General features: G+C 45.8%; 14 protein-coding genes and 1 pseudogene. 7 read left to right on the top strand and 8 right to left on the bottom strand.

Going from position 1 to position 13,262, the window contains the following annotated elements:
• Positions 1 to 105: 105 nt before the first annotated feature.
• The gene (locus RIE73_RS00690) at positions 106 to 684 is read right to left on the bottom strand and encodes an FHA domain-containing protein (protein WP_446399348.1); all 579 of its coding nucleotides are present in this window, start codon (positions 682 to 684) and stop codon (positions 106 to 108) included.
• A 389-nt stretch (positions 685 to 1,073) separates the two neighbouring features.
• Between RIE73_RS00690 and RIE73_RS00695 the strand changes: the two genes are divergently transcribed.
• From RIE73_RS00695 to RIE73_RS00705, 3 genes and pseudogenes are all read left to right on the top strand, one after another.
• Positions 1,074 to 1,334, top strand: a complete 261-nt coding sequence (locus tag RIE73_RS00695; RefSeq protein ID WP_446399349.1) for a DUF4160 domain-containing protein — start codon at positions 1,074 to 1,076, stop codon at positions 1,332 to 1,334.
• 3 nt (positions 1,335 to 1,337) lie between these two features.
• Positions 1,338 to 1,886: a DUF2442 domain-containing protein gene (locus tag RIE73_RS00700; RefSeq protein ID WP_446399350.1), complete on the top strand. Its 549-nt coding sequence runs from the start codon at positions 1,338 to 1,340 to the stop codon at positions 1,884 to 1,886.
• A gap of 25 nt (positions 1,887 to 1,911) precedes the next feature.
• Positions 1,912 to 2,154, top strand: a pseudogene (locus RIE73_RS00705) (DUF1016 N-terminal domain-containing protein); the annotation flags it as partial.
• 5 nt (positions 2,155 to 2,159) lie between these two features.
• Here the strand turns inward: RIE73_RS00705 and RIE73_RS00710 are convergent.
• Both RIE73_RS00710 and RIE73_RS00715 read right to left on the bottom strand, forming a co-directional pair.
• Positions 2,160 to 2,597, bottom strand: coding sequence for a trypsin-like peptidase domain-containing protein (locus RIE73_RS00710; RefSeq protein ID WP_446399378.1), 438 nt, complete (start codon positions 2,595 to 2,597; stop codon positions 2,160 to 2,162).
• A gap of 18 nt (positions 2,598 to 2,615) precedes the next feature.
• Positions 2,616 to 2,735: a zinc-ribbon domain-containing protein gene (locus RIE73_RS00715; protein ID WP_446399379.1), complete on the bottom strand. Its 120-nt coding sequence runs from the start codon at positions 2,733 to 2,735 to the stop codon at positions 2,616 to 2,618.
• A 501-nt stretch (positions 2,736 to 3,236) separates the two neighbouring features.
• Between RIE73_RS00715 and RIE73_RS00720 the strand changes: the two genes are divergently transcribed.
• Entirely contained in the window at positions 3,237 to 3,356 is a 120-nt protein-coding gene (locus RIE73_RS00720; RefSeq protein WP_446399351.1) for a hypothetical protein, read from the top strand.
• Between the two features lie 1,091 nt (positions 3,357 to 4,447).
• Here RIE73_RS00720 and RIE73_RS00725 read toward each other — a convergent pair.
• The 5 genes from RIE73_RS00725 to RIE73_RS00745 all read right to left on the bottom strand — a co-directional run bounded on the left by RIE73_RS00725 (position 4,448) and on the right by RIE73_RS00745 (position 10,131).
• Positions 4,448 to 5,074, bottom strand: coding sequence for a hypothetical protein (locus RIE73_RS00725; protein WP_446399352.1), 627 nt, complete (start codon positions 5,072 to 5,074; stop codon positions 4,448 to 4,450).
• A gap of 10 nt (positions 5,075 to 5,084) precedes the next feature.
• Positions 5,085 to 6,227, bottom strand: a complete 1,143-nt coding sequence (gene ribD, locus RIE73_RS00730) for a bifunctional diaminohydroxyphosphoribosylaminopyrimidine deaminase/5-amino-6-(5-phosphoribosylamino)uracil reductase RibD (RefSeq protein ID WP_446399353.1) — start codon at positions 6,225 to 6,227, stop codon at positions 5,085 to 5,087.
• 76 nt (positions 6,228 to 6,303) lie between these two features.
• Positions 6,304 to 7,323, bottom strand: coding sequence for an aldo/keto reductase (locus RIE73_RS00735; RefSeq protein ID WP_446399354.1), 1,020 nt, complete (start codon positions 7,321 to 7,323; stop codon positions 6,304 to 6,306).
• Between the two features lie 472 nt (positions 7,324 to 7,795).
• Positions 7,796 to 8,689, bottom strand: coding sequence for a succinate--CoA ligase subunit alpha (locus tag RIE73_RS00740; RefSeq protein WP_446399355.1), 894 nt, complete (start codon positions 8,687 to 8,689; stop codon positions 7,796 to 7,798).
• Between the two features lie 185 nt (positions 8,690 to 8,874).
• Positions 8,875 to 10,131: an ATP-grasp domain-containing protein gene (locus RIE73_RS00745; protein ID WP_446399356.1), complete on the bottom strand. Its 1,257-nt coding sequence runs from the start codon at positions 10,129 to 10,131 to the stop codon at positions 8,875 to 8,877.
• Positions 10,132 to 10,422: 291 nt separating this feature from the next.
• Here RIE73_RS00745 and RIE73_RS00750 point away from each other — a divergent pair, with 291 nt between their 5' ends.
• From RIE73_RS00750 to RIE73_RS00760, 3 genes are all read left to right on the top strand, one after another.
• Positions 10,423 to 11,118, top strand: coding sequence for a rhomboid family intramembrane serine protease (locus RIE73_RS00750; RefSeq protein ID WP_446399357.1), 696 nt, complete (start codon positions 10,423 to 10,425; stop codon positions 11,116 to 11,118).
• A gap of 289 nt (positions 11,119 to 11,407) precedes the next feature.
• The gene (locus tag RIE73_RS00755) at positions 11,408 to 12,139 is read left to right on the top strand and encodes a rhomboid family intramembrane serine protease (RefSeq protein ID WP_446399358.1); all 732 of its coding nucleotides are present in this window, start codon (positions 11,408 to 11,410) and stop codon (positions 12,137 to 12,139) included.
• A 33-nt stretch (positions 12,140 to 12,172) separates the two neighbouring features.
• The gene (locus tag RIE73_RS00760) at positions 12,173 to 13,162 is read left to right on the top strand and encodes a sterol desaturase family protein (protein WP_446399359.1); all 990 of its coding nucleotides are present in this window, start codon (positions 12,173 to 12,175) and stop codon (positions 13,160 to 13,162) included.
• The last annotated feature ends 100 nt before the right edge of the window (positions 13,163 to 13,262 follow it).

Genomic DNA, 13,262 nt, shown 5'->3' on the forward strand with positions numbered 1-13,262 from the left:
CATCAAACGCTTTTTGATAGATAATCAGATCTTCATGAGTTTTAATGGTTTTTGGGTTTTCTTCCTTGTCCACTTTCCCTCCAGGTCTTCCTTGTCTGACCCCCATTATACCGTCAAGGTAAAAAACCTACCCTTGTGAGCTTGGGGGGAGGGAGTGATAACGGCGTGTAGGCGGGAGACGGTGGGGGCGTCGAGTTGGATGGCGGCGTAGCGTCCCGGAGTCGGTTCGCGTCCCAATTCCACGGGCCACTCCCGTAATCCTTGAAGGGATAGGCGCTGTTTACTGGGTTGGACGGTGAGTTGGCTGCGATTGGGATTGGTATAGGTGAGGAGGATATAGTTGCGGGGATTTTGACCAATTTCCAGTTGTACACCGCTTTGGAGGAGATAGCCTGTGCTGGTGTTGATCCGGGTTTTGTTGATAAAAATACCATTGGTACTGGGACGTTGACCATCGCCATCAAAGATGCGATAGTCCTCACCCTCTTTGCGTAAGATGGCGTGGCGGTTGGAGATAATGTCCCAACTGGGAGGGATGGGGAGGTTAGAGAAGGTGCGATCGCGTCCCAGTGTATGGGTGTCTTGGTTGAGATAAAAGCGCTGGATTTGACCTTGATTGTTGAGTTCAAGGTAGGGGTGACTCCCGACAACAGTAGTGTGACCAGAGGTGTTGCTTCTTCCCATAACATCATGATAACGGGTTGCGTTACCCGCTCAAGATTTGGATTACGCAAAGGCTCTATCTGTAGTGGCGTGGCACACCTAAAATGGTAGTAGGGGCGCAAGGCTTGCGCCCCGTTTAACCCTTCGACTTCGCTCAGGGTTAAACGTCAAATCTATTCCACAATTTTAGCTGTGTCAGTCCGCCATCGTGTGAAAGCGCTTGCGTAACGCACCTTAACCAGTCTGATAGCAGGGCACGATGGTATCGTGCCCCTACCAACGGCAATTTAGATGTATAAGAAAGTGCGATCGCGCTTTTAACACCTCCATTAATTCCCTAGGGACATCGCGGCTACCCTAGTGATAGGCTAGTCATGGCAGACAGACGTTTGCAGTAAAGAGGTGATTTCATGCCAGAAATCAGTCGTTTTTTCGGAATCATCGTTACCATGTATTATAACAATCACCTCCCCCCACATTTTCATGTCCGCTACAACCAACAAAAAGCCCTTGTCAGTATTAATACGCTGGAAATTATAGCCGGAAAGCTAACCTCAAGAGCAACTAAACTTGTGACTGAATGGGCAAGTCTACATCAAACCGAACTCATGGAGAACTGGGAACTCGCCCAAACTAACCAACCTTTAAACAAAATCATTCCTTTAGAGTAAGCCATGCTAAAAGATATTGTCGATGTTCAACCTTTAGCAGGATATCAACTCCATCTACGATTCGATGATGGTGTTGAGGGCATAGTTGATATTAGTCAAATAATCGAATTTACGGGGATATTTACTCCCTTAAAAAATCCAGACTATTTTGCTAAAGTCCGAGTCAATCATGATTTAGGAACGATTCAATGGGAGAATGAAGCCGATCTCGATCCCGTTGTCCTTTACGCAAGGATTACAGGTCAAGAAACCCGTCATTTCTTAAATACAACAGCCAACGCTGTCAAGGTTCAGGGAGTAGTGATGCAAATTCAGCCTCCAAACGCGACCGAATTAAGAGGACAAATTACACTTTTTGGAGCTGTCAACAATCAAGTCTGTAAAGTTCAGACCGAATTAAGCGGACGTGATTATATTTTGGCGATTAAAGCGTATCAAGAACGCATTCCTATATTCTGTACAGGTAATTTAATAAAGGTGAATGATGTTTGTATTCTCCAAGATTCTTGTAACTTTACCCTAGATGCAACATGGCAAAACTCAAGCAAATAGCAGGGTATAATGGCTATCGGCTGACCTCAAGGCTGAATTTCCTCAAATAACTGGATTCTCACCGCGCAATTTGTGGTTAATCAAGCAGTTTTATGAAGCCTATGCTGAAGCATCTGAATTTCTGAAACAGCTTGTTGCAGAAATTCCTTGGGGTCATAATATTTTGATTATGCAGCGCATTAAAGATGAGGCGGCTCGCCACTATTATTTGGAAGCGACGGCTCGCTTAGGTTGGACGCGCAATGTGCTACTCAACCAAATTAAGGCAGATGCCTATGAGATGAGCCTGCAAGACAAAAGCCATAACTTTTCAACAACGTTACCGGAATATTTGGCAGAACAAGCCGATGAAACCCTAAAAAGCCAGTATAGTTTAGAGTTTTTGGGAACGTATATTGGAATGCCAGAACCAGCATTCAAGTGAATTCCAACTAGATCACCTTTGTCATCCAATACCAGTCCACCTCTCATCGGTCTTGTGGTAACGTTAGTATACTCTAGACGCGCTCTATGGCTAGAAATTGCCGTATCAGTAAGTTGTCCCTCAGCTAGCTGATGTATTTGTGTTTCGTCTAAATATAAGTCACCACTAATATACACAGCATTCCCTCCAGTCAAGCGACTAGTATCACCAATTGCGGCAACTTGATAGATTGTTTCACTCTTAAACTCTAAAATAGCTAAATCAGAGTTAGATAGTCTTGATGTCAGTTAAAGTTATCACCCTCTTCAATTCAATTTAACCAATTGAGTGCCACACTTAAAACAGAACTTAGAATTGCTAGGATTCTTTGTCCCACAATTCGTACAGAAAATATGTGCCTGCGGCGTTACACTCTTCGCCTCAATCTGAGTTGGCGCATTCCCCCCATCACTCCGAGGCTGCTACACAACCCCTGGCGACACAGACTGACTCTCTACCTTCAATTTATACCGCTCAATCACATCCAACAAAATCCGCGCAAAGACGGCGACGATAACGAAGCACCAGAAATCCTATAGAATTTTAAATCAGTGTTTTATCCTGTATTATAAGGCTTCCCTGGTTTGGGCAATTCGCACAATTGGGTAGAAACGTGAAGCCGGAACGTCTCATTCTCCATTAAGCAAAGGGCGACCCGAGTCAATTGAGTGGATTGGTGATGTTCATTTGTGCAAGCGGGTCGCCCCTACAGGAGAATTATAGGTGTTGATTATTTATATGGATGCGAGGTATAACCATGAGCGTTACCATTCCCGATGAAATCGTTAAAGCCTCACGACTCTCAGAAGCAGAGTTGATTCAATAAATTGTGCTGATGCTTTTCCAGCAAAAAAATCAGCATCGGCAAAGCCAGTCGGTTACTGGGGATGAATCTAATCCAGTTCCAGCATTTGATTGCCAGTCGGGATATCTGTGTTCACTACGATGTTGCGGATTTCAGAGAAGATCTGAAAACAATAGGACTTACGCAAAGGCTCTATATGTAGGGTGGGGAGAGCGTAGTGTAATTCTTGGTCTTGTTGAGTCAGAGAAATAGTTTTTAAGACAGATTGACCTGTCGCGTCAGATGTCACATTGGTACTCACGGGCGAGAGTACAGCTAACCCCGCTTTTTCATATTGTGCGATCGCTTGTCGGGTTCCGGCATCTACTCCATGTCCAATTACACCTAAAACCGGGGGAAATTTAATTAAATCCCCTGCCAAAGACGCGGTTTTACCTGTGCCATCATCATTGACAATTATGACCTCTAGTAAGCGATTGGCTGGCGTTGGAGAGGCGTTAAATTCCGCCTGTGCTGATGCGACACCCCTCAACACTTCTTTGGCTTCATTCTCACTCGGCGTAATTGGAACTACAACCGCGATCGTCAATGGATTACCGATTTGCCTAGCTTTGGCATTATTGAAATAGAGTTTACTTTCTGGATCATTCGGGTCAGCATTCGTCGCTTGTTGATATTGTGCGATCGCCTGATCCCAATCTTGTTGAGCAAATGCAGCCGCGCCAGCTTGTTTGGCAGATGTTATATCCAATAATATCTTTTCACCCTGACTCATCAGTGACGCATTACTTGGACTGGCGGTATCACTGAGTAAGGCGGTAGAGTTCTGGGGTGAGGGTGACGTCGGCGTCGGCGTTTCATTGTCGGTGACAGGTTGCGTCTGATTTTCCCTTGTCGCCAGATACCAACTCACACCACCACCCAACAAAACTAAGAGTGCGATCGCGACTAGAATGGGCAGGGAAAATCGTGGTATTTTAACACCCTTACCCGACATGACCGTTTTTTTCTGCATCGCTTCTCTGGGCAAGCCACAGATTGAGCAATCTGGACCATAATTTTCGTGGGGAGCATGGGAACCTGTACCCACATAAGACCGATCATTATTTTTCGGTTCACCATCGCAGATCCATTTCCCTTGTGAACTCACCTTGCCCACTCTCCTAGCCTTAGTCATGCTTTGTCTACTATTCTAGGATGTTTCCAATATCCAATTTTTGATAACGAGGACTGGCTGCACAAACGATCAACCGTTACCAATAAAGGTTCAGAGTAGGATTAAAGATAATCACGTCACGGCGCGGGTGGGAAATCCTGGGGAGGTATATCTGGATAAGGAGACTGGGGTAAAGCCTCTGGAGAGTCGTGTAGCAGGTTGGAAACGAGGGTATAACTCAGATAGGCAGGAACTGCGATCGCAATCAGCACGGCGACTAGACCCAACCAACTTCGAGCAGTCCATGACGACCCATAATAACAACGGTAGGGATCAAACGGTAGCTGTTGGGGATCAATGATATTCCGTAACGCAATCAGTCGCTTAAAGCGGACGCGCCGATCATCAAGTTTTTCCAGTAGAATCCAACCGGCTAGCGCTTCTTCTTCACACAATTGTTGAAACACAGTCGGTTTATGAAATAAATCCCGGTGCGATCGCACAATTTTAAATTCCCAGCCAACCAGTTGCGGGTCTACTGAAGGTTGTTCTGGATGGCTCATACGGTCAATCGTGCCGTTGGCTTGTCGCTGTTGTAATAACGCTGAGTCTTCTTTGGCATCAAAACCCGTCACAATTTCCTCTTCCTCCTCCTGATAATGATGACTCCCAATCATCTGTCGCCAGCGCAGCCATGTACTGACAACCACTGATTGCCAACCCAGATTGCCGACCAACACGCTGAAAATGGTCACTTCTAGCATTTTTTATAAGTTATGACACATAGCCTTCCACAACATAATCTGATCCAAGCTGACGCCAATTGACTTGTTTAAGCGTTAGGGCGTCTGTCATCGTTGCTAATCCCAAATCCCCAACAGGTGAGGGGGCTGTTTTGCCACCGACGATTTTCGGGGCAATAAATGCCAGTACTTTTTGGACAGTGCCATCCGCGATCGCTCTGGCTGCCAAGGTGCCGCCACATTCCCATAACACCGTTGAAAGCTGTCGGTCGTATAAATACGCCATTGCCTTGGCGGGTGTCAGAGGCGTCATCTCAATTACTTCTACTCCCTTGTTCTCTAGCTGCTGCTGTAAATCCGGATTGGCTCCAATCTCGGTCAAAACTAACGTGGGAGCATCTGCGGTTTTCCATAAATGGGCATCAATCGGCAAGTCTAGGCTACGACTCATGACCACTCGCAAGGGATTGTGGGTATTGGTATCGTGACTGGTAAGATGAGGGTTATCCAGACGCACAGTATTTCCCCCTACGATCACAGCATCACAAGCCGTCCGCAGTTGATGCACATACCGCCGCGCTTCTTGACCTGTCACCCAAGCACTGTGACCACTGGCGGTGGCAATTTTGCCGTCGAGTGTCATGGCATATTTCAACATTCCCCAAGGACGCTTGTGCAGGATGCGATGAATAAACGCTTCATTAAGCTGACGACAAGCTTCTGTTTCCACACCCACGACAACCTCAATCCCAGCCTTTCTGAGCCGCTCAATCCCACCCCCTGCCACCAGAGGATTGGGATCAACCATACCAACGACAACCTTGGCGACTCCTGCGGTAATTAATGCTTCGGTACAGGGGGGCGTTCGTCCATAGTGATTACAAGGCTCTAGGTTGACATAAAGGGTCGCTCCCTGAGACTTGTCACCCGCTTGACGGAGGGCAAAGATTTCTGCATGGGGTTGACCTGCGCCGGGATGAAATCCCTCTCCCACGATCGCTCCATCTCGGACAATGACGGCACCCACTAAAGGATTGGGGCTAGTTCGTCCAAGGGCACGGCGAGCAAGTTCGATGCACCGTTGCATCATCGTGTGATCAAATGGCGTCCAATGAGGAGACGCCGATGACACCGATTGAGCATCAGGTTGGGCGTCAACGGGAGAGTGTTCCATTGGTCTGCTGTTTTTCTGTTTATTAGTTTAGGATATACTCCCGCCGTATCCTGGATTCAGGAATGTCTTTTCCGGCTTACCGCCGATATTCGTCGCCACAATCGCCGATGATTTGATACAAATCATAAGACTTGACCAATACGGCTTGAATCTTCTCCTTATCCTTGGCATCGAGGGTCATGGTAAATACTCTGGCATTATCCTCTATATGTTCTGATATGCCTAACCTCGCCCCAACAATCACACCGGCTACGGCTGGCTGATCGAGGATATACCGCACGGCTACGTTGGGGATACTCACATTATGGCGAGTGGCTATGTCCTGGAGTACGGTGAGCAATTCCTGAAATAAACTCCAACCGCCCCACCCATCGATCATGTTCTTGTATTTTCTCAAGCTAGCCGTAGACAGTTCTGCCCCACCCGGTTCAGGTTGTCCTAAATACTTTTCTGATAACAAGCCACCGCAGACTGTGCCATAGGTGAAAAGTTTAATGTCATGGTCTTGACAAAATGGTGCCATATTGACTTGAGGACGGCGGTCAATCAGGGAATACTGGACTTGATTGGAGAGGATGTTGATATCGGCGTCGATGATAATTTTTAGGTGTTCGGTATCAAAGTTGGTTAACGCCAGGTGCTTGATTTTCCCTGACCTTTGCAGTTGTGCCATCTGTTTGAGGGCGTCCAGATAATTGCGATCGCGGTAGTCCCACCAGTGGAATTGCAGCAAGTCCAGGCAATCCATTCCCATCCGTTGGCGAGAGCGATCGATATTTTTCTCCACCCATTGTCGAGTCATCCGACCTGGGCGGGGTACCCATTTGGTAAAGGCTTGGATGTTCGCTAACGCCTCCTCACCACGAGTCGCCACCAGTTGACGCCTAAATTCGCCAATAAAATCTTCCGCTGGTCCGTAATGATCGGCGAGATCCCAGGTGGTAAAGCCAGCATCTAGGTAATCAAACATACTGGCGATGGCTTTTTGGGGATCAATGCGTCCATGAGCGCCAGATACTTGCCATAAGCCATTTAGGATGCGACAGATGTTCAAATCTGGGGTCAATTGCAATCGGCTTGATTCAGGTAAAGTCATGGTTAGGAGGGAAGTAGGTGGGGACAATTAAAGTTAACGGCTCTGATCGTCATTCGTCATTCGTCAGGCTTGGATGGATGACCGTTTAGTTGAGGGGTTTCACCCCTATTTACGTTGCCGAGTTGACCAATTAATCTGGAATAAGAGAAAAAAAAAGAGCCTATAATTGGCTCTCTCGATTATCAGGGTGCATCTACTTAACATAGTATAGCATTTTGGGGGTGAGGGGTGTCACCCCCTATTTAGATCAGTTGGGGCGACATTCAGACAAATAAAAAAGGAGAGCCCTAAAATTAGGCGACTCTCCCGATCATCAGGGTGCATCTACATAACACAGTATAGCACTGTGGGGGTGGGGGGTGTCACCCCCTATTTGATTTTTTTGGTGAAGTTCTGTTCCAATACGGCTGGCGGTGAACTCTAATTGAGATTTTTATCCCCCAGCTTCCCCAGCTTCCTTTCCCCGTTCCCGTTAATGGTATTTGAGCGCCTTTTTTACCAAGTCAGGAATTCGGGACGGATACTCAGCGACAGGTATATTTGCCTGGGTGAACGCCGCTACCTTATGTTGAGCCGTTGTCGTATTCGCGATCGGTCCGGATAATTGAGCGGCGATAATCGCACTGGTATCCCCGACTTGTTTGTCTTCAGGGGTATATTGTCCAGCAACATAAGCAATAACGGGTTTCTCTATGGCTTGGGCAATAAACTCTGCGGTTTCATCTTCACTATCGCCCCCCGTCTGATCCACTATGACAATCGCTTCTGTCCGTTTATCCTGGGCTAAAATCTCCAGCCACTGGCGAAATGACGAGGCGATAATGGCTTCACTACCGAGATTCACAGCGATGGATTGCCCAAGTTTAGCTTGGGTTAACGCCAAAGCCACTTCATAGGTGAGAGTACTGACCCGGCTAATCACACCAATTGTACCGGGCGTATAAAATTCACACTCTTGAGTCCCCAGTAACAGTTTTCCTGGCACAATAATACCGGAACTACTCGGTCCGACAATCAGAGTTTCGCTGGCTTGAGCTTTGTCCAGCAAGTGAATCATATCCAGAGGGGGAATACCACCCGTTACCAGAATAATGGGCGACAATCCCGCATCAATCGCTTCTAACGCGGCATCCAAGGCGCTGTAGGATTCGGCAAAAATAACTGTGGCGTCGCAAGATCCAGCTTCGGACAACGCCTCTTCTACGAGGTCAAAGACGGGAATCCCATGCAATGTCTGTCCCCCCTGACCTGCACTAACCCCAGCCACTAGATTCGTGCCATACGCTTTCATGCGGGCGGCATAATAGGAACCGATGGGTTGGGTAATGCCCTGGACTAATATTTTCATGTCTGGCGTGAATTTCATAGGCGCTGACTTCAGCAATGTAGTAGATGCTTGCGATTCACACGATCAGTCGAGGTTTGGCACAAGCGAATAACTAGAATAACTATAGGATACCTACTAGGTACTGATCGTTAGGGCGGGTTGAGTCATATTGGAGTGGAAAAAACGATAACCGTAAAACCCGCCCCTACAGACTCACCACTTTTTCATGAACGTGCCAAAGAAATCGCTTGTGCCACTGCCTGATCCAAGGTATCCATCCAGTGTACCGGGAGTGCCGCTAAACGGTTTTGGCTACTGTCTATTTTGCCGTTGACTAAACGAATGACCAAGTGAGGCATATCTGTCCTCGATGCAGATTTCGATGTGAGATTCCGGCGGCGACGATTGCGGGAGTCACGGGAATTCGATTTGCCTGTCTTTGGTGTTTGGGCATAGTCTACTACACTGATTTCAGCATTCTGACCCCCTTTCGATAGTAGATAACTGGCGATTACATCAGCCACGGCTTCACTCGCTGCTGCGTTGCTCAAAATATTCACTAAGACAACTTGGATGTTTTGAGTGTCTGTCAATTGCTGCAAGGCATTTTGTAACTGTTGGACGGGAGAGGCGGCGGACGGTACATCCCAACTGGCATAACCGTCTACAATTAAACAGCTTGCTGGCTTACCTTTAGCTTTGTACACTAAATCCAATGTGGCGGCGGCAAGACAAGGACTGTTACACAGAATCCCAATATTTCCTTGACTATCTGTCCATTGTAGATCCGTTGGCTGATCGGCGGGTTGGGGAGTGTGGGTGAGGCTGGATGCGAGGTTTGCCAACTCTGATTGACGTCCCAAAGCGTGATCATTGACCGCAATTTTGCCATCTAGCGCCATGACTTCATGGCTAGCACTGACGCCAAGGGGATTAATTTCCACTAAATCTAGGTCTTTTTGGATCAGCAGTTGATACATTTTCTGGACAATATCACTGACTGATTCAATCAGATACCCTTGAAGTCCCATTTTGAAGGCTAGACGTCGGGCGTAAAAGGGAGAGAAGTCGTCCTTTACGACGACTCGCTGCATCTGTGCCATGACGTTTTCCACATGGATACCACCTTGGCATGAACCCAACAGAACGGGGCGTTTTAAGCTGTAGTCGAGGATAACCGCCAGATAGAATTCTTGTTGGGCATCATAATGGGATTCGGCAAGCAGCACGTTGGGATATTTACCGAGAATGGATAGATTAAAAATAGCTCGTGCGGTGGCGATCGCATCAATTGTATTTTCCACCGTCCGGATACCACCGGCTCTACCCCGTCCGCCTTTGGGGACTTGGGATTTGAGAACCACAGGATAGGGAATGTCTAACTGCTTGAGATCTCTGGGATGGTCGATGCATTGAGAAGGCAAGACGGGAATGCCGATCTCACGGAATAAGGATTTGGCTTGGTACTCGAGTAAGTCCATGAATTTAGATGCTCAGCTAAGGGGGTCTTCTTCAAGGTTAAGAACTCTTAGCCTTTAACGTTACAAAAAGCTGACTCCAACAGCCACTCATTCACCCTGATGGTTGCTCAATCTGCCGGACGGGATTGAGATTGCCAATTAATATGATAAAGTGTTCCTATCAGTTTTGCTCAACGAATCCCCCTGTAGGGTATCGTAAAAATGAGCAGTCGGGCATCGCCGATGAAAATGCAATTGGTATAATTTTACTCAACTACTGCCTTTTAGATTTCCTAATTCATAATTCATACTGTGTTCCCCATTAGTGATGATAATCCGACGCGCATTACTCCTTATGTAACCTACGCGCTCATTGGTGTTAATATTGCGGTTTTTATCCATCAATTACTTTTAACACCGCCCCAGCTTAATGAATTTTTCCACCTGTATGCGGTTGTTCCTAAAGAATTAAGCGCTAGCTTTGAGGGAATTCCGGTCGATCAACCCGTACCCGAATGGTTTACCTTGATCAGTTCCCAGTTTCTTCATGGAGGGTTCTTGCATATTGGCGGCAATATGTTGTTTTTATGGATTTTTGGCAACAACATTGAAGATCGCCTAGGTCATATCAAGTACTTTATATTTTACATTGCTTGTGGTATACTAGCCGCTCTGTCCCAGTGGTTTTTCTCTATGCAATCCGGGATTCCATCCCTAGGGGCGAGTGGTGCGATCGCGGGAGTAATGGGTGCTTATATTCTCAAGTTTCCTACGGCTCAAATCAATACCTTAATCTTTTTAGGGTATTTCGTGACAACTATTCGATTACCTGCTGTTTTATACTTAGGGTTGTGGTTTGTCCAACAAGCGTTTAGTGGCGTGGCGAGTGTCAGCGTGCAAACGGATGTAGGAACGGAAACCGGAGGAATTGCTTACTGGGCGCATGCTGGCGGTTTTGTGTTCGGAGCCATCCTTGGTCCTTTATTTGGATTGTTGTCTGAAGATTAATTGGTCATTGGTCATTGGTCATTGGTCATAAGTAGGTGGACACAATTAAAGTTAATGGTTGAGATTAGGGAACAGGGAACGGGGAACAGGGAACAGTAAGGGTTTAAGGACGATTTGCAAAACTTACAGTGTGGTTTTCTTTTGTCCGACTACTTAGTTGCTCTTTGAGAAGCAAGCTAAATCTTATGTAAGGGTTTGAGGACTATTTCCATAAGTTGATATAATTAGGTTTGTATCCATCAACCTACTTAAATAATTAGTTGTTAATTGATCAGGGAGAAAGAGGCTTGTGGTTCCATTACGGGATGAAAATCCAATCAAAATTACACCATACATCACTTATACGTTAATTGCAATTAATGTTCTAGTTTTTATTTTCGAGCTAACCTTAAATTCTCAACAACTGGATGTATTTTTTCATCTATTTGCTGTTGTTCCAAAAGAACTGACAGCCAGTTTCAACGGCATTACCGTGCATCAGCCGATCCCTGAACCGTTGACGTTAATCACAGCCCAGTTCCTCCATGCGGGGTTTACCCATGTGGGATTTAATATGTTATTTCTCTGGATTTTTGGCAATAATATTGAAGAAGAACTGGGTCGGTTCAAGTTTTTGATATTTTATCTAACCTGTGGCGTATTAGCCAGTTTAGCCCAGTGGTTTTTCTCTGCCCAATCAGGGATTCCATCCCTAGGGGCGAGTGGTGCGATCGCGGGCGTGATGGGTGCTTATATTCTTAAGTTTCCTAATGCTAAAGTAGTCACATTAATTCCCCTGGGCTTCTTTTTCACTACGTTAAGATTACCATCTGTCTTTTTCCTGGGATTTTGGTTCTTGCAGCAAGCGTTTAATGGGTTAGCTATGTTAGAAGCCCCAGCCAATGTGGGGATGGAAAATGGGGGTATCGCTTACTGGGCGCACGCTGGCGGGTTTGTCTTTGGCGCTATTCTGGGTCCTTTGTTAGGATTATTCTCTGAGGATACGAAACCATCATTTTGGGATTCTCAGGATCTTTCTTGAACTCTGAGATAACTACAATTAAATACAATAGTCATGATTGAGTTGGTCAAAGAAGTGTTTTATTCACTTCCGGAATCGGTCAAGGAAATAATTAACCTAGGTATTCCTCTATTTGACAGCGCCCACAATTTTTACTGGATTTATATTTTATTCAGTTTAATTCTGCTTTTGGGATTATACCGAATCTCTCATCCCAATTCTGGCAACTTTTCTTGGCGAAGTTTACTAAGTTACTGTTTCCCTCACTCAATTTATACTCACAAATCGGCAATCTTAGACTATCAGTGTTATTTCATTAATGGGCTGATAAAAATCCTTATCCGTCTGACGCTACTGATTAGTGTAACGGAAATAGTAGCCAAACTGACAACTCAATCCTTTTACGGAATTTTCAGAGAACCGAGAATAGAACCGGACGTAAATTTTGCCGCTAAACTCGCTTATACAATTGCCGTTGTTTTCGCCATAGATTTTGGCTATTTTCTGGCGCACTACTTGTTACATAAAGTACCCATTCTGTGGGAATTCCATAAAACTCACCACTCAGCCCAAGTGCTAACCCCTGTCACGGCTAAGCGAGATCACCCTGTCGATGATATGATCATTTATACCTGCAAAGCCTGTTTGCTAGGGTTGGTCACGGGTTTATTCCGATATACGTTTAAGGGCGATGTTGAACCTTTCACGATAGCGGGTGTCAGTGTGATTATTTATCTATTTCATCTGACGTCCAATCTTCGCCATTTCCATGTTTGGATTTCTTACGGTTGGCATCTGAATCATCTCCTAGTCAGTCCAGCGATGCATCAGATCCATCATAGTCAATTAGAGAAACACTATGATAAAAACTTGGGATTAATCTTTTCAATTTGGGACTATCTAGCCGGAACGCTATATGTTCCCAAAGAACCGGAAACTTTTTCGGTGGGATTGGTAGAGGAAGAGTTCAACAACGTTTGGCAATTATATTTTTCCCCGTTTAGCCGAGTGACTAAAATAGTGGGGAGAGGCAATAGGCAATAGGCAATAGGCAATAGTAAATTAAGCCCTTAGCAGAGTACCAGATCTGAGGATAAGCTTATTGTAGTGATTTATACTCTATCAATTCTTAAATCTAGATAAA

Origin of the sequence: Coleofasciculus sp. C1-SOL-03 (assembly GCF_040220555.1) — a bacterium.
GTDB lineage: Bacteria > Cyanobacteriota > Cyanobacteriia > Cyanobacteriales > Coleofasciculaceae > Coleofasciculus.